Annotated in this window: 15 protein-coding genes; 8 read left to right on the top strand and 7 right to left on the bottom strand. The window is 44.9% G+C overall.

The genetic code is table 11. The annotated features are described in order from the left end of the window. Positions 1 to 33: 33 nt before the first annotated feature. Complete coding sequence (locus AB0763_RS14835; protein ID WP_306099218.1) at positions 34 to 1,215, bottom strand: tetratricopeptide repeat protein; 1,182 nt, start codon at positions 1,213 to 1,215, stop codon at positions 34 to 36. Between the two features lie 245 nt (positions 1,216 to 1,460). On the opposite strand from AB0763_RS14835, the gene glgX reads away from it, so the two are divergent. The 4 genes from glgX (at position 1,461) to AB0763_RS14815 (ending at position 7,240) form a co-directional block, all read left to right on the top strand. Beyond that, a complete protein-coding gene (gene glgX / locus AB0763_RS14830) occupies positions 1,461 to 3,440 on the top strand; it encodes a glycogen debranching protein GlgX (RefSeq protein ID WP_306099217.1) in 1,980 nt (659 codons plus the stop codon). A gap of 137 nt (positions 3,441 to 3,577) precedes the next feature. Then, positions 3,578 to 4,324, top strand: a complete 747-nt coding sequence (locus AB0763_RS14825) for a DUF481 domain-containing protein (RefSeq protein WP_306099216.1) — start codon at positions 3,578 to 3,580, stop codon at positions 4,322 to 4,324. A gap of 271 nt (positions 4,325 to 4,595) precedes the next feature. Then, positions 4,596 to 6,434: an ABC transporter ATP-binding protein gene (locus AB0763_RS14820; protein WP_306099215.1), complete on the top strand. Its 1,839-nt coding sequence runs from the start codon at positions 4,596 to 4,598 to the stop codon at positions 6,432 to 6,434. A 98-nt stretch (positions 6,435 to 6,532) separates the two neighbouring features. Then, a complete protein-coding gene (locus AB0763_RS14815) occupies positions 6,533 to 7,240 on the top strand; it encodes a DUF445 domain-containing protein (RefSeq protein WP_306099214.1) in 708 nt (235 codons plus the stop codon). 64 nt (positions 7,241 to 7,304) lie between these two features. Here AB0763_RS14815 and AB0763_RS14810 read toward each other — a convergent pair whose 3' ends face one another. From AB0763_RS14810 to pdxH, 6 genes are all read right to left on the bottom strand, one after another. Continuing rightward, positions 7,305 to 7,577: a hypothetical protein gene (locus AB0763_RS14810; protein ID WP_306099213.1), complete on the bottom strand. Its 273-nt coding sequence runs from the start codon at positions 7,575 to 7,577 to the stop codon at positions 7,305 to 7,307. 205 nt (positions 7,578 to 7,782) lie between these two features. Further along, complete coding sequence (gene putP, locus AB0763_RS14805; protein ID WP_306099212.1) at positions 7,783 to 9,276, bottom strand: sodium/proline symporter PutP; 1,494 nt, start codon at positions 9,274 to 9,276, stop codon at positions 7,783 to 7,785. Between the two features lie 69 nt (positions 9,277 to 9,345). Further along, the gene (locus AB0763_RS14800) at positions 9,346 to 10,053 is read right to left on the bottom strand and encodes a 1-pyrroline-5-carboxylate dehydrogenase (RefSeq protein WP_306099211.1); all 708 of its coding nucleotides are present in this window, start codon (positions 10,051 to 10,053) and stop codon (positions 9,346 to 9,348) included. Beyond that, positions 10,050 to 13,193, bottom strand: a complete 3,144-nt coding sequence (gene putA, locus AB0763_RS14795) for a bifunctional proline dehydrogenase/L-glutamate gamma-semialdehyde dehydrogenase PutA (protein WP_306099210.1) — start codon at positions 13,191 to 13,193, stop codon at positions 10,050 to 10,052. The genes AB0763_RS14800 and putA overlap by 4 nt, the downstream gene beginning before the upstream one ends. Positions 13,194 to 13,403: 210 nt before the next feature. Further along, positions 13,404 to 14,201, bottom strand: a complete 798-nt coding sequence (locus AB0763_RS14790) for an AraC family transcriptional regulator (RefSeq protein WP_306099209.1) — start codon at positions 14,199 to 14,201, stop codon at positions 13,404 to 13,406. A 194-nt stretch (positions 14,202 to 14,395) separates the two neighbouring features. Beyond that, complete coding sequence (gene pdxH / locus AB0763_RS14785) at positions 14,396 to 15,031, bottom strand: pyridoxamine 5'-phosphate oxidase (RefSeq protein WP_306099208.1); 636 nt, start codon at positions 15,029 to 15,031, stop codon at positions 14,396 to 14,398. 204 nt (positions 15,032 to 15,235) lie between these two features. On the opposite strand from pdxH, the gene AB0763_RS14780 reads away from it, so the two are divergent. From AB0763_RS14780 to AB0763_RS14765, 4 genes are read left to right on the top strand one after another with little or no spacing between them, the layout of a single operon-like run. Beyond that, on the top strand, positions 15,236 to 16,624 hold the full coding sequence (locus AB0763_RS14780; protein WP_306099207.1) for an HlyD family type I secretion periplasmic adaptor subunit: 1,389 nt from the start codon (positions 15,236 to 15,238) through the stop codon (positions 16,622 to 16,624). A 27-nt stretch (positions 16,625 to 16,651) separates the two neighbouring features. Beyond that, positions 16,652 to 17,329, top strand: coding sequence for a transglutaminase-like cysteine peptidase (locus AB0763_RS14775; protein WP_306099206.1), 678 nt, complete (start codon positions 16,652 to 16,654; stop codon positions 17,327 to 17,329). A 5-nt stretch (positions 17,330 to 17,334) separates the two neighbouring features. After that, the gene (locus AB0763_RS14770) at positions 17,335 to 19,251 is read left to right on the top strand and encodes an EAL domain-containing protein (protein ID WP_306099205.1); all 1,917 of its coding nucleotides are present in this window, start codon (positions 17,335 to 17,337) and stop codon (positions 19,249 to 19,251) included. 17 nt (positions 19,252 to 19,268) lie between these two features. Next, positions 19,269 to 21,386, top strand: coding sequence for a type I secretion system permease/ATPase (locus AB0763_RS14765; protein ID WP_306099374.1), 2,118 nt, complete (start codon positions 19,269 to 19,271; stop codon positions 21,384 to 21,386). Positions 21,387 to 21,393 lie beyond the last annotated feature (7 nt).

Genomic DNA, 21,393 nt, shown 5'->3' with positions numbered 1-21,393 from the left:
GGCGTTTACCCACAGCCAAAACGGATATTGCACTTACTGAAAAGGTTTTGAAAAATCTAAAGTATTGTCCTGATTGCCATCCTCCGCGCGCGCTTCTGCTCCAGCGTTATCATCATTCAAGGCTTTTTCTTCCTGCGGGTTCTCTTTGTGCTCATTGTTCAATGGGGCTTGTGCATTCTCTGATCCGTCATATTGGTCTGACTCAACGGATTGCTCGGAAGGAAAATAACTAGGTCGTGAATACACCTTGTTGAGTGCTTTGATGATGGTATGTTTGCCAACATGGCCTGAATTGATTTTGTTAATCAGAGGATTCGCAATCGCTTGTAAACCTACAACGGTATCAACCCCTATGGTTGTTGCCACCTTATCTCGTGATGAGCGCGCTTTTTCATAACCAAAATGGCACGCGAGATAAAGCCAGACATAAGCCAAAGCATTACCGACAGGCCCACTTCCATACCATGCCATCCCTGCGTGATACATGGCCGCTGGGTAACCTTGCTCTGCCGCCCTTTCAAACCAATAGGCACCTTTAATTTTACTCGGCGCAGTACCTATCCCGTGAATATAACAATCACCCAAACCGACCATGGCTTGCGCGCTGTTTAACAGACTGGCTTTTTGATACCAAGATAAAGCCGATTCGCCTTCCCCCTCTTGCTCTTTATACTCATCGGCCAGATACAACATTGCATCCAAAGACCCTTTTTCGGCCGCGCGATGGATAAAACTCAGTCCTTTCGTCGAGTTTTTTTCTATGCCTTTGCCCTCGATATACGCCTTACCTGCTTTAAACAGAGAGTCAATATCTCCTTGATGCAGACCGGCAACCGCATAGCGCCAGAAGTTAGCCTTTTCTTTTAAAACAATGTCATCGTTAAACTTTTGACTTAAGCGAATAAATCCATACATGCCCATTTCGTTGTCTTTTAACGCCGCTTGCTCGTACCAATAGAGGGCTTGTTTAACATTATTTCTTTCTGACTCTTTGGCCAGAAACAACATGGTTGGAACGTGGCCAGACTCCGCTTTAAACTGGCGATCTTTCTTTTCTTGCTCTTTGGCTTTTAACATGGCATTTCGATAAGCCGCGGCCTGCTTTTTGCGTTCAGCCTCTAATCGTTGACGACGTAACACCATAGAAATCAGCCAGATAATAATGACCACCAAAGCCAATAACGTCGCGCCAATCGCCATTGTTATCGCGCTCATAAGTTTATATCCATTCCTTTATTCTCGCTTTTATATCGACCAATGTTATTCATACTAAACCTATTTTACAGACAAAAGTATTTTGCTGGGTTTTTATTTATCTCAATAATCAAAGATATTTTTGTATAACGTGCTCAAAAAAATCACTTTTTTCCCTTGTTTTCACCAAAGCGGTGTAATATTGATCAATCGTTTCAGTGGCGATGGACCGCCACTCCCGTTTCGTCAACTTAAAAGGGACCGCTATGACTCTCCAACACACGACTTGTTGCTCGCCTTTCCCACTAGGTGCGACCCTGTTAAAAGGCGGATGCCAATTTTCTGTCTACGCTCCTTTTCACTCTAAGATTCAATTAGCACTTTTTGATGATGAATCAAATAGCTATAACATCATTGAGTTGCCTTACCAAGAGGCAGGAATTCGCTATGGATTCGTTGCTGATGTCGTGGCAGGGCAAAGGTATGGCTACCTGATCGAAGTGGACGGCGAGCCGTTATTGATTTCTGACCCTTATGCGAAAAGCATTGATGCGCCGCTGAGTTATGAGCCCCCTTTTAATGCGAAAACCAGTTTTACTATTGCCAAAAGCGTGGTTATTGATAATGCATTTGATTGGCAAGACACTACGCCGCTGGCATTACCAAGAGAATCCGTGATTATCTGTGAAGCGCATGTCAAGGGGCTCACTCAGCAAAACCGCAAAGTGGCAAAGTCGCACAGAGGAACCTATTTAGGCTTAGTCGACCCTGCTATGCTGGAGTTTTACAAACAACAAAATATCAATACGTTACAATTACTTCCCGTCGCAGCTTGCATGCCGGAGCCACACTTACTCGCCCAACAAAAGGTCAATTACTGGGGGTACAATCCCTATTTATTTATGGCGCCCGATCCAAGATTTGCTATTAATGATCCGGTCTCTGAGCTTAAAACCACCATTCGAGAGCTGCATAAAAACGGCATTCAAGTCATCCTTGATGTCGTGTTTAATCACACGGCTGAAGGAGGTGATGACGATGTTATTTTTAATCTGCGCGGACTCAATCCAACGTATTACATTCAATATGGTGACCATTACGCCAACTTCACAGGCTGTGGCAATACGCTCGACCTTACCCACCAGCCAACCTTAAACTTAGTAATGGACTCCTTGCGTTATTGGGTAGAAGAATTCCACGTCGATGGGTTTCGCTTTGATCTGGCGGCCACTTTGGGAAGAGAGGGTGAACAGTTCAATCCGCAAAGTGGCTTTTTTAAAGCCGTCGCTCAAGACCCGGTTCTCAAGAAAACGTTACTGATCGCTGAACCTTGGGATATCGGGCCAAATGGTTATCAGGTCGGCAACTTTCCCTATGGTTGGAACGAGTGCAACGATAAATTGCGCGATGTCTCCAGAAGCCTTTGGCGTGGGGATGACGGTTTTATGCAAGACTTTACCACTCGCTTGATGGGATCGCGTGATTTATACCAAGCCATTGATTGGCCACATCGGTTGACCGTCAACTACATTACCTATCACGATGGGTTTACCCTACAAGATCTGGTCAGTTATCAAGACAAACACAATGACGCCAACGGCGAGGAAAACCGCGACGGCCACGGTGATAACCGATCTGCGAACTACGGCGTAGAAGGCCCAAGTAAAGACAAAAAGATCATCGCGATTCGCGAGCGTAAAAAACGCAACTTAAGCGCCAGTGTGCTGTTTGCCTTCGGGATCCCCCATGTCTTAGCCGCCGATCTTTTATCTCATTCACAGCAAGGAAATAATAACGCCTATTGCCAAGACAACGAGATCAGCTGGATCGACTGGGATCTCAATACCAGCAAGACATCTTTTCAGCACTGGCTAGCAACATTATTTTCATACCGACAATCTATCATGGCCAACTTTGTTGCGGCCTTTAGTGGAGAAAGCCGCAACAAAAACCGCGTGGCATGGTATCGCCCTGAAGGAGGCGAAATGTCGATGGACGACTGGCATCACTGCCGAGCGTTGCTATTGCATCTAGGTATTGGCAAAGACGGAGAAGAGTTGCTGTATTTACTCAACACCTCAGACCAAGAGTTGACCTTTTCCTTGCCTTTAGCCAGTTTGAGTGCTGCCAGTCTCATTTGCAACACAGCCAATGGCGAAGTAGGACCTAAGAAAATCTCTGCTAAAAAAAGGCGTGTTAAAGCAGACAGTATGCAAATTATTCACCTTAGGTCACCAAAGGTGTAGCCTCGCGTTATTCTTATACGATTTACTGTATTCTAATTGATTTTTAACACGTTTCTGACTTGTCAGCAGTGATGTTTTGACAAGTCAAAACGGGGATTTAGCTAGCCTAGTGATTTAATATCAACGATGAGGTCACTATGAAATTAGCGGTAATGGCTCCCCTGTTAGGTGGGCTTTTAATCTCGACAAACGCATTGGCGGAGACGCCGAGTAAAGATAAAGATGAAGGGTTAACCGGAAGCGCTAAACTGGGTTTTATTTACTCAAAATCCGATGATACCTCTTCTTCTCTTAACAGTAGCGGCGCACTGCAGTACAAAAAAAACAAAATCACCCATGCCTTATCCGCGAGCTCTTACTACACCAATTCCAGTGATGATGACGACGGGGTCAATAAATACACCCTTGATTACAAAGTCTCTTACACCTTTTATGAAGAGTATGCGACCTACCTTTCAAACCAATATAAGCATTCTCAATACGGTACGTATCGCCACGTTTACGACATTACTATGGGTATTCAAAACGACTTGGTTGACTCTGAAACCGCAACCTTAACCGTCGGTGGTGGTCCGGGTTATCGTTATTCAAAACGCCAAGCAAACGATGATGATTACCCAAATCAGGAAGAAAACGATTTGATCCTCAATGCCTTTATCTTGGGCAGTAAAGAGATTTCGAAATCTCTCTCGGTCGGTGGTAGTGCGGATGTAGATTACGGTCAATCAAACACAGAGTATACGCTGGGTGCAAATTTAACCAATAAATTGGTCGATGACGTCTCATTAATCCTCGATACTCAGTATATTTACAACACTGAGGTTTCTGATGATGATAACCATGATGAAATCTACAGCACTGTTAGTATTTCTTATGCTTTCTAATTGCTAAGCTCAGTGGTCATTTAAGCTTTAGGGCAATCCTCGATGAGGGGTTGCCCTAACAAGCACGTTGGTCTGATTGATTTTTAACCTCACCTCTTTTACATCAGCGCGATACATGCGCACTTTTCCCCTATCTTGCCAGGGCTTATGTCACGGCAGACTGTCATTATATTATTGCTCCTTTAACATCAATGATGTGATTACATTTTAATGCTTTTTCGCTAGTATCAATGATTCTCTTAGCCTCTCACCTTACGTTCTAGGATCATTAATGCTTAAGCGATTTGAAAAACTGACTTCCCCTTTTCCCAAGCGACAAGCAACCACCCCACCGTCTGGGTTGTTTGCCTTTTGTCGACACTACACCCGCGGTTTTGAAAAGCCTTTAGCCATCATGACACTCATGGCGACCTTTATTGCCATTATTGAGGTGAGTCTGTTTAGCGCCATGGGCCAGTTAGTCGACTGGCTGAGCACCAGTGACCCAGCCACCTTCTGGCAGGAAAATCAGACCTATTTGATTGGGTTTACTCTGTTACTGGTTATTGTGATGCCCATAGTCATCTTTTTTTATTCGATGCTGATTCATCAAACTTTGCTTGGTAACTATCCCATGTCAATTCGCTGGCTGGCACACCGCTATTTACTCAAACAGAGCGTCAGTTTTTATCAAAATGATTTTGCCGGACGCGTAGCGACCAAAGTCATGCAAACGTCTTTAGCAGTCAGAGAAGCCGTAATGAAAACCTTAGACGTTTTTGTCTATGTGTTGGTGTATTTTACCAGTATGCTCGTCATATTAGCTCACGCGGATTGGCGCTTGATGTTGCCGATGTTAGCCTGGCTAGTGACCTATATTGGGGTACAACTCTACTTTGTTCCGAAATTAAAAAAAGTGTCTTCTAAACAGGCAGATGCGCGTTCAACCATGACAGGACGCATCGTCGATAGCTACACCAATATCCAAACGGTCAAACTCTTTTCACACAGTCAACGAGAAACCGAATATGCCAAACAAGGTATGCAGGGCTTTCTTGACACCGTCCACGCGCAGATGCGCTTGGTCACTGGCTTTGACACCATTGTACAGATCAGTAACTACCTATTGGTTTTCTTTGTCTCCGCGTTGTCGATTTACCTGTGGATGAATGAAGCGATTTCGGTAGGCGCTATTGCGATCGCCGTCAGTTTGGCATTAAGAATCAATGGTATGTCTCGCTGGATCATGTGGGAAGTGAGTATGTTATTTGAAAATATCGGCACGGTGATGGACGGAATACGAACCTTATCTAAGCCCATTGATATTGAAGATAACCACAATGCGACCCAGCTTAAGGTGAGCTCTGGCGAGATTCAATTTAAGAATATTAACTTTAACTATGGCGAAGAAAAACCCGTCATTCAAAACCTCAATCTGTCGATCAAGCCTGGGGAGAAAATTGGCGTCGTGGGTCGCTCTGGCGCGGGAAAATCAACGCTCGTCAATCTGTTACTGCGCTTTCACGATATTCAGCAAGGAGACATCACCATTGATGGCCAATCTATCCGCACCATTTCACAAGACTCATTGCGAGCCCATATTGGTATGGTGACACAGGATACATCGCTACTGCATCGTTCGATCCGCGACAATATTCTCTACGGCCGCCCGGAGGCCAGCGAAGCAGAGTTGCAACAGGCGACAATACAAGCCCATGCCAATGAGTTTATTGATGACTTAACTGACCCCTTTGGCCAACGCGGCTTTGATGCTCAAGTCGGTGAACGAGGTGTCAAACTGTCGGGTGGACAGCGACAACGCATTGCCATTGCCAGAGTATTATTGAAAAACGCTCCTATCTTGGTCTTAGATGAGGCGACCTCTGCACTCGATTCTGAAGTCGAAGCGGCAATACAAGAGAGTCTGAACCAATTGATGGATGGTAAAACCGTAATTGCCATTGCCCACCGACTGTCCACCATTGCCGCCATGGACAAATTAATCGTACTCGACAAAGGTCAAATTGTAGAGCAAGGCACACACTCAGAGTTGTTAGCGCAAGAAGGAATTTATGCCCATCTTTGGCGCCATCAGACTGGCGGCTTTTTAGGTCAAACCCCAGAAGAGTAATATTGCTAGGCACGCTTAAGGTTCTTACTGGCTTGATTAAGTGTGCTTGGCGTAGATAATACTTGCCATTGATAAAATAAGATGAAGAAAGAGGTCTAATGAACAAAAGCATCGTCACCAATATCATTGCCATTACCGTCTGGGGCTTAGGCTATTTGACTCATCAGCCCTATTTAACTTATGCGGGATTATTTGCTTTTTCTGGCGCTGTCACAAACTGGCTTGCCATACACATGCTGTTTGAAAAAGTCCCGGGGCTGTATGGCTCAGGGGTTATTTTAACGCGTTTCGAAGAGTTTAAAACGGCGATTAAAACGTTATTAATGGAGCAATTTTTCAATCAAGAGCAATTAGAAAAGGCCATGAGTCAAACTCAGGGAAGTGACCTTATCGACTTTGAGCCGATCCTTAACAAGATCGATTTCGAACCGACTTTTCACGACCTCGTCGATGTCATTGAAGCCTCATCGTTTGGCGGTATGCTGGGTATGCTAGGAGGCAAAGAAGCCTTACTACCTTTAAAAGAACCATTCATTGATAAAATGCAAGTCGCCGTTGTTGAGCTGAGCCAACAACCTCAGGTTCAAGACGCGATACAAACGCAATTACAGCAACCTTTCGTCTCTGAAAAAGCATTAAGTAAAGTGGAAATGCTCATCGATCAGCGATTGGCAGAACTGACCCCACAAATGGTCAAACAGATGGTACAAGACTTAATAAAACAACACTTAGGTTGGCTCGTTGTCTGGGGCGGCGTGTTTGGCGGCCTTATTGGGTTGTTATCCAAATTAGTGATGACGATGTAACCGTTCTGTAGGTACGACAACAATCACGAATACCAGCCTGTGCCCGTCACAGGCTATTTTCATTCTAAGGCTGAAGTTGCTTGAAATTTAAGCGCGGTGTTGCTGATGGGCTCGAGGGAGAGTGGGATTCTCCAATCATTTTGGCGTGATTGCACACTCGACAAAAACACTGTGGTTCTAACTGATAATAATGCTGCCCCGAGATACACTTCGCCACGGTTGATGTCATTGACCAAATTCGTTGCACCAAAGAAGCGTCTTCAACAGCGTGACAACGCGTCATGATAACTTTGTGCGCCGTTTTCTTATCGCACACAGGGCAGTACATATCTGGCATAATTTCCTCTTAGCCTAAGGTTGAACATTTTTCGAGCTAAGCTAGCAAAATAATTCAATTCTCGAGTAAAAAATGAGACATGCTTAACATTATGTAACTTTAGATTGCAAACTTACAAAACTTTACTTTGTGCTAACAAAAATGCCCAGTGCAAAAACACTGGGCATGAGATCACAGGGTACACCGCAATGAGGTTACCTTTTACTTATTCAAGGTCGACCAATTTCTTTTCAAACTCTTGAAATTGAGTCTCAACATGGCTTTCTGGTTTACCCGTTAACAGGCTCACTAATACGATTGAAATCGATGAGAAGACGAAACCTGGTAAGATTTCATACAAATCAAACCAACCGCCTGAGAGCTGTTTCCAGACCACTATGGTGACACCACCAACAATAATACCGGCCAATGCGCCATTGCGATTCATCTTAGACCAGAACAAGCTGAGTAAAATAGCAGGGCCAAAAGCCGCGCCAAAACCAGCCCAAGCGTAAGAAACCAGTCCAAGTACCGAGCTATCAGGGTTTAAAGCCAATACCAAAGCGAGGAGAGAAATGCCTAATACCCCCACACGGCCAACTTTAACAATGTCTTCTGATGACGCGTCTTTTTTGATTACTTGCTTATAAAAATCTTCAGCCAGTGCAGAAGAAGAAACCAATAGCTGAGAATCCGCTGTACTCATAATCGCAGCAAGGATGGCTGCTAATAAAATACCTGCAATGACAGGGTTAAACGCCGCATTCACCAGCAACATAAAGATTTTTTCACCGTCTTCGAGCGAAGTTCCGGGATGGGTTGTGACGTACACTAAGCCAACCAGACCGATGGCGAGCGCCCCAATCATAGAAAGGATAGTCCACACTACCGCAATGCGTCGCGCCGTGGTCAAATCTTTATTAGAACGAGTCGCTTGGAAACGCGCCAGGATATGAGGTTGGCCAAAGTAACCTAAGCCCCAAGCCATCAAAGAGACTATCGCTATCCAACTTAATGGCTCCCCTTTCACATCATTCCACACAGACAATAAATGAGGGTTAATGGCTTCAAGGTTGTTAACAAGCTCTGTGGTACCGCTTTCCATCATCACGACGGGGACAAAAACCAACGCAGCTGCCATGAGTAAACCTTGGACTAAATCGGTCCATGCCACAGCAAGAAACCCGCCAAACAAGGTGTAAGAGACCACACAGACAGTACCGATGATAACGGCGGTGGTGTAATCCAAACCAAAGACTGTTTCAAATAACTTACCACCAGCCACTAATCCTGAGCTCGTGTAGAAAAGGAAGAAGAGCAAAATGAATAACGATGAGATCACTTGGATCAATTTCGACTTATCGTTGAAACGGCGTGACAAGTACTCAGGTAAGGTCAAAGCATCCGTTTGGATGCTAAACGTTCTCAATCGTTTGGCACAAATAAGCCAGTTGAGCCAGGTCCCCATCAACAAGCCACCACCTAACCAAACCGCTTCAATGCCAGACGCGTAAGCAAAGCCGGGCAAGCCGAGCAGCAGCCAACCACTCATGTCCGATGCGCCAGCGGAAAGCGCCGCAGGCCATGGGCCTAAGGTTCTGCCTCCGAGGAAGTAGTCTGAAGAGTTTGACGTTCGTTTGTACGCAATAACGCCAATTGCCAACATCAAAATAAGATAGGCAAGAAACGTACTTGTTATTGCGAAACTATTTTCGATCATGTGATATCCTCACTTGAAATAAGCCTTCCATGACCCTTTGACTTTCGTCAAAGGGCTAGAATATTCGAGTTAATGCGCCTCATTACCAAGCTCTAGTAACGTCGCATTGCCCCCGACGGCCGTTATATTTATTGTACGTGTGCGCTCGGTAATAAAGCGCAGCACAAGGTTGGGATCCTGCGCGGTCGGTAACGCAACAAAATCCGTTTCTGACACCATGCTGATGATCGCCCCATCGCGCTGAGCCAATGTTAGGTTGAGTGTTTGCTCGACGTCTGCAGTGCCGACATAAGCAAAACCTCTTATGTCCATCGCCAACAATGGCTGTAACGCATCATAAGGCGTTAACTGGACAACATTGGGTGTCAGATTGTTCAACTCATTTAATGCTTCAGTCATAATGGTATTGAATACTTCATTATCTGAACAAAAAATGATGGTATTTCCCGCTAAAAGCGAACTGGTCACTATAGCAAAAATCGCCTGTAATGCCGAGGGGGTATCGGTGTCCTTTGACATTGCGATGACACACACACCACGCCCTGAGCTGTACAACTCATTGGTTTCCCCGGTTGGCCCAGGCATATTCTCAACCTTATTGACCCAAGCTAAGCTGTGCTTTAACTGATAACGCATCGCCTTGGCAAGATCCGGGTAGCGGCCAAATAAAAAGCGCTCAAGAGAAAGTAAGTACTGACGTTTAAAGTCAACATCACTTTGGTTCCACTGTGGCCAAGCGTGATTGGCATCGGTAAAGTAGGTAACTTGATGACTCATTGTTGCTCTCCTTGTTTTGCCATTACTAAGCGCGTTTGACTAAATCGATACAAATAATGTGGCCCACCGGCTTTCGGCCCAGTTCCTGACAGCCCTTGTCCACCAAAAGGCTGAACCCCTACCACGGCACCGACTTGATCGCGATTGATATAGCAGTTTCCCACCCGCGCGTGTTTTTCAATCCAGCGATACGTGGTTTCATTGCGGCTGTGGATACCAAAGGTCAACCCAAATTTGGTATTATTGATGCTATCGACAACTTGGGCTAACTGATGCGAACGGTAACGAACAATGTGTAAAATAGGGCCAAAGTGTTCTTCGGTTAAGACAGAGATATCGTCAATTTCAAACGCCGATGGCGCAACGAAAAAGCCACGTTCACACTCAGGCAGCAATGGCGTTTTAGCAATCAAGGTGTGACTTTGCGTCATATTGTCAATGTGAGCGATCAATTTACTCTTGGCGACTTGGTCGATGACAGGCCCCACATCGGTGGCGTGTAAATAGGGCAGCCCTACCCGCAACTCTTTCATCGCCCCTTTGATTAATTCGATAATCCTATCGGCGACGTCTTCTTGTAAAAATAATACCCTCAATGCTGAGCAGCGCTGCCCCGCAGAGGCAAAGGCCGAACGCATGACATCGCGTACCACTTGCTCAGGCAGTGCCGTGCTGTCGACGATCATCGCATTCTGCCCACCGGTTTCAGCAATAAAAGGGACTGGAGTACTGTTGCGCTTCGCCAACGTCGTATTGATGCGCTGAGCCGTAGGTGTTGAACCAGTAAATGCAACACCAGCAATGGCGGGGTGAGAAGTCAGCGCTGGCCCTAACTCCGACCCGCGACCCGGCAATAATTGAATCACACTTGGCGGAAATCCCGCTTCTAACATGAGTTCAACTGCGCGAGCGGCGATTAAACTGGTTTGCTCGGCAGGCTTAGCAATCACAGTATTGCCCACTGCTAAGGCTGCGGTGATCTGACCGAGAAAAATGGCCAAAGGAAAGTTCCACGGGCTGATACAAACAAAAACACCACGTCCTTCACGAAGGGTATGGTAATCTTCCCCATCAAAACCGGTCACCGAATGCGAAGAATAGCTTTCTGCTTGCATGGCGTAATAGCGACAAAAATCCACCGCCTCGCGGACTTCATCAATCCCATCGTGTATGGTTTTTCCCGCTTCTTGATGACAAATTGCGACCAACTGCGCTTTATTCTCTTCCAATTTGTCGGCAAAAACGCGTAATAGCCTGGCGCGCTTACTCACTGGCTGAGCATTCCAATCGCAAAAAGCCGCCTGACTCGATTCAATGGCAACGGAAACATGATCAAGGTTAGCCTCAATAACACGACCGACTTCTATGGTTTTATCGTAAGGAGAATAAATCACGGTTGGACTCGCATTTTCCTTGATCATGCTTTCATAAGTAAATAGGCCATTGATCATCGGAAAAGCGTGCCATTTTCGATCTAAGTAACCCTTGACCTGCTGCTCAAAAGGTAAACACTCACTATCAACATTAATATTGACACCGCTGGAGTTTTTTCTCTCTTGGAAAATAGCTAATGGCAAATTGATCTGGTGATTGTGATAGGTTGAGTGTCGCTGCAATCCATCGACAGGGTGCTCGGTCAATTGCTCAACAGGGCAGTCGGCATCGACTAAACGATGAACGAAAGAACTGTTGGCGCCATTTTCCAGCAGTCGGCGAACCAAGTATGGCAACAAATCCTCGTGGCTGCCAACAGGGGCGTAGATCCTCACGCTTTGTTGATGATGCTTTTTAGCGTGCTCGTGTAACGCCTCCCCCATACCGTGTAAGCGTTGAAACTCATAATCTCGATGCTCTGCCATGACAGAAATTGCTGACACGGTATGCGCATTATGACTGGCAAATTGAGGGAATATATGACCTCTGACACTCTCGCCCAGTAAAAACCGAGCACAGGCCAAATACGCCACATCCGTTGATTCTTTGCGGGTGTACACCGGGTAATTTTGATACCCACCTTGTTGAGACCATTTGATTTCACTATCCCAATACGCTCCCTTTACCAAACGAACTGGAATGATATCTCCTTGATCCATCGCCAATTTAGTTAACCAAGCCAGCACCGCCAGAGCGCGTTTTGAATACGCCTGAACGACAAGGCCAAACTTGCCCCACCCTTTAACGCTAGAATGACGATAAAGTTTGGCAAACAGCTTGAGCGAAAGCTCTAAACGATCCGCTTCTTCGGCATCAATGGTGATGGCAACATCGTGCTCTCTTGCCGTTTCGAGTAGCTCAACCACTGATTGGTAAAGCTCAGTGAGTACTCGCTCTTGGTTAGCCGCTTCATAGCGAGGGTGTAAAGCAGACAGTTTGATAGAGACCGAAGGCGCATGCAGGCCAGTTTGTCCTGCTTCGGCAAGACCAACGGCTTTAATGGCGTGTAAATAATCTTGAAAATAGCTCTGGGCATCATCGTTGGTGAGCGCGGCTTCACCGAGCATGTCGTAAGAGTAAGTATACCCCTTGCTTTGATATTCGCGCCCATTTTTCTGTGCTTCTTGAATACTTCGACCAAGTACAAACTGGTGTCCCATCAACTTCATGGCTTGATACATGGCTTGTCTAACAACGGGTTCAGATAACTTATTGGCAAGGCGATTTAACGCTTGTGTAGGACTATTGATTTTTCGACTCTCGATACCGATAACTTTTCCCGTCAGCATCAACCCCCAAGTCGACGCGTTGACGAACACTGAATCAGAGTGCTTCAAATGCGACTTCCAATCCGCGACGGTCAATTTGTCTTTTATTAACGCATCGACAGTGGCTTTATCGGGAATACGCATTAACGCTTCCGCCAAACACATCAGTAAGATCCCCTCTTGGGTATCTAGGCTGTATTCCAGTAATAAAGCATCCACCATTTGCAATGCTTTTTTGTCGGCACGCACAGACTTGATCAATCGCGACGTTTGCTCAGTCATGAGCGCTTTTTCAGTCTCACTCGCCTTGGCAAAAGGCAGTAACTGCTCTATCCAACTCGATTCATCCACTTGATATAAAGGGGAAATAAACGACCATATTTCCTCTTTAGATTGAGCAAAAAACTCAGGTTTAAAGACCTCATTAGCAATCAACACAGGGCGTCCTCCATTCAACATTACTGACCGAAATCAACTTTCGCTCCCAGGTGCATAACCACGTCACTCCATTGTGAGCTAGGCTTATATTTCCCAGTGTAGATTGAGACGCCAATGTTTACTTGCGAAATACTCGTGTCTTTTTGTCAAAAGCTCTGATTATTAACACTGTCAATACATGCCAGTAACACGATTGGTCAAAAGACACAACTATCCGTAACGCTTTTTAAATGCGGAGGGTGAGAGCCCTTGTAGGCGAGTAAAAGTATGGGTAAAAGTACTTTGACTAGAAAACCCTGTCATGCCAGCGACCTGGCCAAGGGATAAATGACCTTGCTTAATTAACTCACAAGCGTGTTCAACGCGTTTGATCAAAACGTATTGATGAGGGGTCAGTGACATCTTTTCTTTAAATAATCGATAAAACTGGCTTTCACCGAGAAACACACATCCAGCTAATTGCGCGACACTAATACGGCGAGCAATGTGCGTGTCTATGTATTGATCCAGCAAGTCGATATTTAACCTCGACCGTCGATCCCCAGTCGATAGCCCAGTGATATGCGTATGCATCAAAGCAACGAGAGTATCGTGACACGCTCGGCTCAATAGTACGTCATCAGGGTATTGGTTCATCTCAAAGACCAACATTTCAATGATCTTCTTTAGGCGTTGATCCAGTTGAAAGTATACATGTGAAGTCGCTATCTCATTGATCTTATCTAAAAAAATGGGATCAGAATGGCTTGGAGAGGGCAAGTTTAAGACCAAAATATCCGGCGAAGATTGAAAACCGCCAAAAGCATGATCATGGCGAGAGCTGACAATACAACCTTGGCCAGGATTTAATACACTACCACAGCCAAGAATATCAAATTCTGCCTGTCCTTGAAGACCGATCACCACCTGCGGGTGCTCATGCTGATGACTCGCCATGGTCGAAGGCAAAGTCAGGATCTCGGCAGGTTTTAAATTGTATTGACTCAATTCAACAACACGACTCGACACTTTCATCCCTTAAAGCTGATTGGTGATTATTTAATATAGTAAAGGCAGCAACGGTAACCCATGCGTCTTGATCCTTGCTGGCACCGGCTGCCCATTTTACCTTCATGATCATAGTTCCGGAACTATGATCATGAACCACTAAGTTACGGCTAAAGTAAAATCAATTAATATCTATATTTCAATGCATTATATGATTAAGGCGCCAAACGATCGACGATCCACACTCCCCCATCACGTTGATAGAGAAAACGATCGTGTAACCGGTGTTCGCCACCTTGCCAAAACTCGATACTGTTCACTTTCACACGAAAACCGCCCCAAAACGATGGCATTGGAATATCTCCCTCAGCAAATTTTTGTTTTAATTCCAAAAATTTACCCTCAAGTACCCCTCTAGCGGATAAACGCTGGCTTTGTTTACTGGCAATGGCCGCTAATTGACTTTCTTTTGGACGCGATAAAAAGTACTTCATATTTTCTGTCGCACTGAGTTTTTCCACCTCGCCCGTGACATGAACCTGGCGATCAATATCATGCCACGGAAAGTGCAAACTGATTTTCGCGTTCTTTTCTAAGTGAGTCGCCTTGCGACTACCAAGGTTGGTATAAAAAACAAACCCTTGCTGATCGACATTTTTAAGCAGTACAATACGTTGAAAAGGCTGACCATTTTCGTCGACAGTGGCCACTGTCATCGCTGTGGGATCACTTAAATTAGCCTCTATCGCTTGCTTAAGCCAGTGGTTAAATTGTTCGATAGGGTCAGCGGCCAAATCCTTTCTTCTCAAACCACCTTTTGTGTACTCACGTCTAATATCTGATATTGACATATTGGTTCCTTTTGCTTTTTGTCTGATTTTGCGCTTGTCTTAATACAAACACAAGTGAGTTTAATTATAGATACGCACTCAAATAGACCCAGTGCCAAGAGTTTAGACAAAAGATGGTCATCTGATTGAAAAAGCAGCAATATTAAGTTAAAAGGTTGGGTATTATAATGAAAATGAATCATCCTATACGATTAGGTAGTCTCTATGCGAAATAAAACAAAGCCAGCGAAAGGTGCTGAGCTTGATTTTGTCGACGATCAAACGGCCGCGTTGCTTCTCAATACCCCCTCTAATGCCAAAGTACTGCTTTGGGTACTGGTGATATTTTTTGTATTAGCGACCTTTTGGGCTTCATGGGCACAAATCGATAAAGTGACCGTCGGCCAAGGTAAAGTCGTGCCCTCCTCACAAATTCAAATTGTACAAAGTCTTGAAGGTGGACTGGTCAAATCGATTTTGGTCAAAGAAGGTCAACAAGTTAAAAAGGGACAACAACTCCTTCTCATCGATGACACCTTATTTCAATCTAACTTTAGAGAAAAAGAGCAACAGGTCACCAACTTAAAAGCCAGTACCCAACAGTTCAGAGCGGCTGTCAATAGCGTTGTGATCAACCACGATGTCGACCCAACCGATATCGTGAATAGTATCAAGATCGACCAAAGTACTTTGACATTTGACGATGAATTTCAACAGGCTTACCCAAGCTTAGTGGCCAGAAGACAAGCTGAATATCTGCAGGATTTGTCAAACCTCAGTAACCAATTATCCGTTCTTCGACAACAAATTACGCAAAAGCAACAAGACTTAATCGAAGTCAAAGCCAGAATTCGCAATTTACAGTCGACGTTTGATCTGACACAAAAAGAGTACAATCTCACAAAACCTTTGGCAGATGAAGGCGTGGTACCTGAGGTCGAGTTGTTAAAATTGCAACGACAACTCAATGAAAGTCGCAAAGAGCTAACTTCGAGCCAACTCAAAGTACCTTTGCTCGAAGCAGCGGTGAGAGAAGCAGCATTGGCAAGAGTCGATGCGGCCCTGAAGTTTCGAACCGAACAACAACAAAAACTCAATCAAGCCCAAGATGAATTATCGTCGCTTACTGAGTCGACTGTGGGTCTACAAGATAGGGTGAAGAGAACAGTGATCACTTCACCAGTGACAGGCACAATAAGCAAACTCAATATCAATACCATCGGCGGCGTTATTCAACCGGGTAAAGATATTGTCGAAATCGTGCCAACAGAAGACTCACTCTTAGTAGAGGCGCGAATTTCCCCGAAAGACATTGCCTTTTTACACCCTAACCTGCGAGCGATTGTGAAATTTACCGCGTATGATTTCACTCAGTTTGGTGGCTTACAAGGTGAACTTGAACACATCAGTGCTGATACCAGTCAAGACGAGGACGGCAACAGTTTCTATATCGTCAGAATTCGCACTGACAAATCAGGCTTTGGTAACGAACAAGAATTGCCAATCATTCCGGGTATGACCGCATCAGTAGACATTTTAACGGGCAAACGTACGGTACTCGAATACTTAACCAAACCCATCTTGAATGCGAAGAGTAATGCATTAAAAGAATAGGAAACATGATGAGTAATACGCTTTAGTATGAAGAAATTATCCGCTTTTCTCACGACCATTATTCTGGTTTGCGCCAGTGTATTTGGGCTGGCTAACTCGACAAGCGATCAGATGTGGGTCAACGCTGTGACCGAATCATTTGGGCCGCGTGCAGGTCAGCGAGTGCAAGCTTGGCGCACACTTATTGAGCAAGGCCAACGCGACTCAACCATGGAAAAGCTAAACGCGGTCAATGATTTCTTTAATAGCCTGTATTTTGTCGACGATATTTACCTATGGGGAAAAAATGACTACTGGGCAACCCCTTTGGAATTTTTGGGCGCCAATGCGGGTGACTGTGAAGATTTCACCATAGCCAAATATTTTTCTCTGCTCGAGCTGGGCGTCCCAGATGATAAATTGCGATTAATCTACGTTAAAGCTCTTAAACTTAACCAATTTCACATGGTCCTGGCTTATTATCCAACACCAAGCTCGGTTCCATTGATTCTCGACAATCTCGATAAAAGCATCAAACCGGCCTCTTCGCGCGGAGATCTACTACCGATTTACAGTTTTAACGGTAAAAACCTTTGGCTAATCAAATCATCCTCAAGCAATGGAAAAGTCGCCGGAAACGCCTCCCGATTAAGCTTGTGGAACGATTTGCGTTCACGGGCCAAAAAAATGGAATTTAACAAACCTATTATTAACTATGATGAGTAATCACTATGACACTGTATAGACAACTTGTAGTTGGCATGATAACGGTATTCATCTTTTTGATGGCTGCAGTGCTAGTCATTGAGTTCAACACAACAAGAGATAACCTGCTTGAACAGCAGCGCTCTGAAATCAATAACACCATCAATACGGTGGGCTTAGCACTGACGCCATATTTGCAAGACAAGGATACGGTTGCCACAGAATCCGTACTCAATGCTCTGTTTGATGGCAGTAGCTATTCTGTGGTTAAGCTATCCTTTTTAGACAGCGATCAAGTCATTGAGCGAAAATACCCACAACGCTCAGCAAACGTTCCCGCTTGGTTTAGCAATTTAGAACTCTTCCACCCCATCGAAGATACCCGAGTATTGACCAGTGGTTGGATTCAATTTGCCGAAGTAACCATCATCAGTCAAACCGCCGCAATTTATGAACAACTATGGGATGCTTTTACCAAACTGATCAGTGCCATTGGCCTTACCTTTCTATTTGGTATACTGTTTATCTCGGCCATTCTCCATCGCGCCTTAAAACCGCTCAAAGCCATTACGGTCAAAATGCGAGATATCGCCAACAATCAATTTGGCCAGCCTCTCAAGACTCCTTCAACCACCGATCTCATCGCTGTGGTCGATGGGATTAACTTTATGTCGGCGCAAATAGAGGCTTCGTTTAAAGAACAAGCCAAAGAAGCACAAAGCTTACGTCAACAAGCCTATATCGATCCGGTTTCAAATCTCGGTAATCGCTCATACTTTCTCACTCAACTCGAGCAGTGGCTCAAAGAAGATGGCCATGGCGGTATTGGTGTTTTGCACGCGGAATACATTAGTGAGGCTTATGATGACAGAGATTATCAAAGCGCAGACCAAGCCGTTCGCAGCTTAGCTACACAGTTGACCAACTCTGCCGCTGTCGTCAATCAACAGGTGATGATTGCACGTATCTCTAGTGACGAATTCGGGTTTATTTTCCCCAATGTAGACGCTGATGAATTGCAAACTATCGCTGGTAATATCATTCACGATGTTGAAATGCTCGGCACTGATCCTACTGGCTCTGCCGACATGGCGATTGCATTAGGCGTCGCCTATAACAGTACACATAAAAGCCGTGGTGAAGTGTTATCTATGATTGATAATGCGCTGTCTAAAGCCAAAGCGGCACCAGAAAACAAATTTGGCTTTGTGAGCTCGGATACGGTTTCTAGTTTAATGGGTAAGCAGCAATGGAAGACCCTTGTCGAAGAAGCCATTCACGAGCACTGGGTAAAGCTTCGTTTCCAAAATGCTTGTTTCCCAAATGGCAAGTTATTCCATCGAGAAACGTTTTCATTGATCCAAAAAGACGATCAAGTGTATCGCGCTACGCAGTATCTCTTTGCCCTTGAACAACTTGATGCCACCGACATGTTCGATCAATACGTCATTAATGCCGTTATTGAAAAGCTTTCACAAGAGGAGAACCCCATTCCAACGGCCATCAATATCGCTCGCAGCAGCTTAATTGAGCCTAGCTTTATTCGTTTTGTCTCTCAGGCATTGGCCAACAATCCGAAGATTGCCGGCTACCTTCATTTCGAAATTGGTGAAGAAAGCTTTATTCATCACCCGAATTACTGTGCCCTTTTCTGCAACGCGATTCGTCAAGGCGGGGCAAGTTTTGGCGTGGATAATTACGGCCGTCACTTCCAGTCTCTCGATTACCTGAATGAATTTAGGCCAAATTACGTAAAACTTGATTATCTATTTACACATAATTTAGACGACGAAAAACAAAAATTCACTCTCACATCGATTTCGAGAACGGCGCAAAACTTAGGTATCACCACCGTTGCTTCTCGAGTAGAAACCCAACAACAACTTGATTTTCTTTCTGAGCACTTTGTGAGAGTTTTTCAAGGCTTTATTTTTGAGCAGTAAGGAGCCAGTGAGTGAAAATTAAAGACTCTCTACTAAATTCGTTGATTTACATCAGTCGTTACTACAATCTTGCCAACTCACCAGATGCTTTGATTGAGGGGTTGCCCATGTCTAATGGCAAGCTTACTCCTTTCTTGTTACCTAGAGCGGCAGAAAGAGCGGGTCTGATTGCCAAAGAAAACCAAGCTGAACTTAGCGATATTTCACCCATGACGTTACCTGTGATTTTGTTACTGGCAGACGGTGAATCTTGCGTACTCAATCAAATTGATGAAGAAAGTCAGACTCTTGAAGTCACCACGCTCGAGAGTGGCATGGTGCCAATCTCAGTCGATTTTAACGACATTGCAGAACGATACACCGGTCATTACTTTTTGGTTAAACGTCAGTTTCGCTATGACAACCGCACCGCTAACCTCAATCAATCGAGTCAAGGCCATTGGTTTTGGTCAACCTTGTGGCAATCAAAATCCATCTATCGCGATGTGTTTATCGCCTCAATATTTATTAACCTGTTTGCGCTTGCCGCACCACTGTTTACCCGTCTCATTTACGACAAAGTGGTACCCAATTTGGCATACGATACGCTCTGGGTTTTATCGAGTGGTGTCGCAGTCATTTTTATTTTCGATCTAATTTTAAAATTATTACGCAGTTACTTTATTGATGTGGCTGGTAAAAAGTCGGACATTCTTATTTCTAGCCGCTTGTTTAGCAAAGTGATGGGACTGCGCATGGAAGCCAAGCCTGCCTCAGTCGGTGCTTTTGCTCGTCACGTTCAAGAATTTGAATCCATCAGAGAATTTTTCACTTCCGCGACGATCACGACACTGATCGATTTGCCATTTGCCATTCTGTTTTTGTTGGTAATTTGGTATTTGGGTGGCCCTATTGTTTTGATCCCAATCATTGGGGTCGTTATTTTGATGCTTCACTCTTTTATCATTCAAGCACCACTAAGGCGCTCAATTGAAGAGGGTTCTCGGCTCGCGGCGCAAAAGTACGCCAATTTAATTGAAAGCCTCATCAGCCTGGAAACGGTGAAGTTATTTAGTGCACAGAGTCAATTTCAATATCGCTGGGAAGAAGCCGTAGCACATATGTCGAATTGGAGTATCAAAAGCCGACGTATTACCGATTCAATTCAAAACGCGGCAGGCTTTGTTCAACAACTGGCCAGTGTTGGATTGATCATTTTTGGTGTCTATCTCATTGCTGAAGGTGATCTTTCTATGGGCGCTTTGATTGCAATTACGATGTTAAGCTCTCGAGCCATTAGCCCTTTAGTGCAATTATCTATGCTCTCGACTCGTTACAATCAAGCAAAATCGTCAATGGAGATCATAGAGCAAGTCATGGCTTTACCTGAAGAACAAGAAACCGATAAGCGCTATATTCACCGTCCGATGATTCAGGGTAAAATTGAGCTCGACCGGGTTTCTTTCCGCTACCCAGACACCAGCACTTCAGCAATCCGAGATGTGAGTTTAACAATACATCCTGGAGAGAAAGTGGCTATTATTGGGCGTATTGGTTCAGGTAAAACCACACTAGAGCGTTTAATTATGGGGTTATACCAACCTACCGATGGTCATGTGCGTATTGATGACACCGATATTTCGCAACTCCACCACGTTGACGTACGTCGCAATATTGGCTGTGTGACCCAAGAAAGTCAGCTCTTTTTTGGTAGTGTGCGAGATAATATTACCTTAGGTAGGCCACTCACCGATGATCGCGATGTGCTTGATGCCGCTCATCGCTCTGGTGTTACCGCCTTTACCCAAGCTGACCCAGCAGGCTTAGAGCGACAAATAGGCGAAGGAGGCCATCAGCTGTCAGGGGGGCAAAGACAAGCGATTTGTATTGCTCGCGCGTTTTTAGGTCGACCGCCAATTTTATTGCTCGACGAACCGACGAGTGCCATGGACAACCGCTCTGAAATGCAGATCAAGCACCAACTCAAACAGTTACGCAGTGATGAAACGCTCATTTTAATCACTCATAAAACCTCCATGCTCGATATTGTCGACCGCATCATCGTCATGGAAAAAGGCGCGGTAATTGCCGACGGTCCAAAAGAGCATGTGCTTAATTCGCTCAAACAAGGCAAAGTTAAAACCCCAGCAGCTTAGACGCAGT

Source organism: Vibrio sp. HB236076, assembly GCF_040957575.1.
GTDB lineage: Bacteria > Pseudomonadota > Gammaproteobacteria > Enterobacterales > Vibrionaceae > Vibrio.
Note: the sequence above shows the minus strand (reverse complement) of the source record. Positions and strands in the feature narration are given on the sequence as shown.

Excerpts from the sequence above, each read along its gene's own strand:
- AB0763_RS14835 (WP_306099218.1), bottom strand. The coding sequence starts at position 1,215 with ATGAGCGCGATAACAATGGCGATTGGCGCGACGTTATTGGCTTTGGTG.
- glgX (WP_306099217.1), top strand. The coding sequence starts at position 1,461 with ATGACTCTCCAACACACGACTTGTTGCTCGCCTTTCCCACTAGGTGCG.
- AB0763_RS14825 (WP_306099216.1), top strand. The coding sequence starts at position 3,578 with ATGAAATTAGCGGTAATGGCTCCCCTGTTAGGTGGGCTTTTAATCTCG.
- AB0763_RS14820 (WP_306099215.1), top strand. The coding sequence starts at position 4,596 with ATGCTTAAGCGATTTGAAAAACTGACTTCCCCTTTTCCCAAGCGACAA.
- AB0763_RS14815 (WP_306099214.1), top strand. The coding sequence starts at position 6,533 with ATGAACAAAAGCATCGTCACCAATATCATTGCCATTACCGTCTGGGGC.
- AB0763_RS14810 (WP_306099213.1), bottom strand. The coding sequence starts at position 7,577 with ATGCCAGATATGTACTGCCCTGTGTGCGATAAGAAAACGGCGCACAAA.
- putP (WP_306099212.1), bottom strand. The coding sequence starts at position 9,276 with ATGATCGAAAATAGTTTCGCAATAACAAGTACGTTTCTTGCCTATCTT.
- AB0763_RS14800 (WP_306099211.1), bottom strand. The coding sequence starts at position 10,053 with ATGAGTCATCAAGTTACCTACTTTACCGATGCCAATCACGCTTGGCCA.
- pdxH (WP_306099208.1), bottom strand. The coding sequence starts at position 15,031 with ATGTCAATATCAGATATTAGACGTGAGTACACAAAAGGTGGTTTGAGA.
- AB0763_RS14780 (WP_306099207.1), top strand. The coding sequence starts at position 15,236 with ATGCGAAATAAAACAAAGCCAGCGAAAGGTGCTGAGCTTGATTTTGTC.
- AB0763_RS14775 (WP_306099206.1), top strand. The coding sequence starts at position 16,652 with ATGAAGAAATTATCCGCTTTTCTCACGACCATTATTCTGGTTTGCGCC.
- AB0763_RS14770 (WP_306099205.1), top strand. The coding sequence starts at position 17,335 with ATGACACTGTATAGACAACTTGTAGTTGGCATGATAACGGTATTCATC.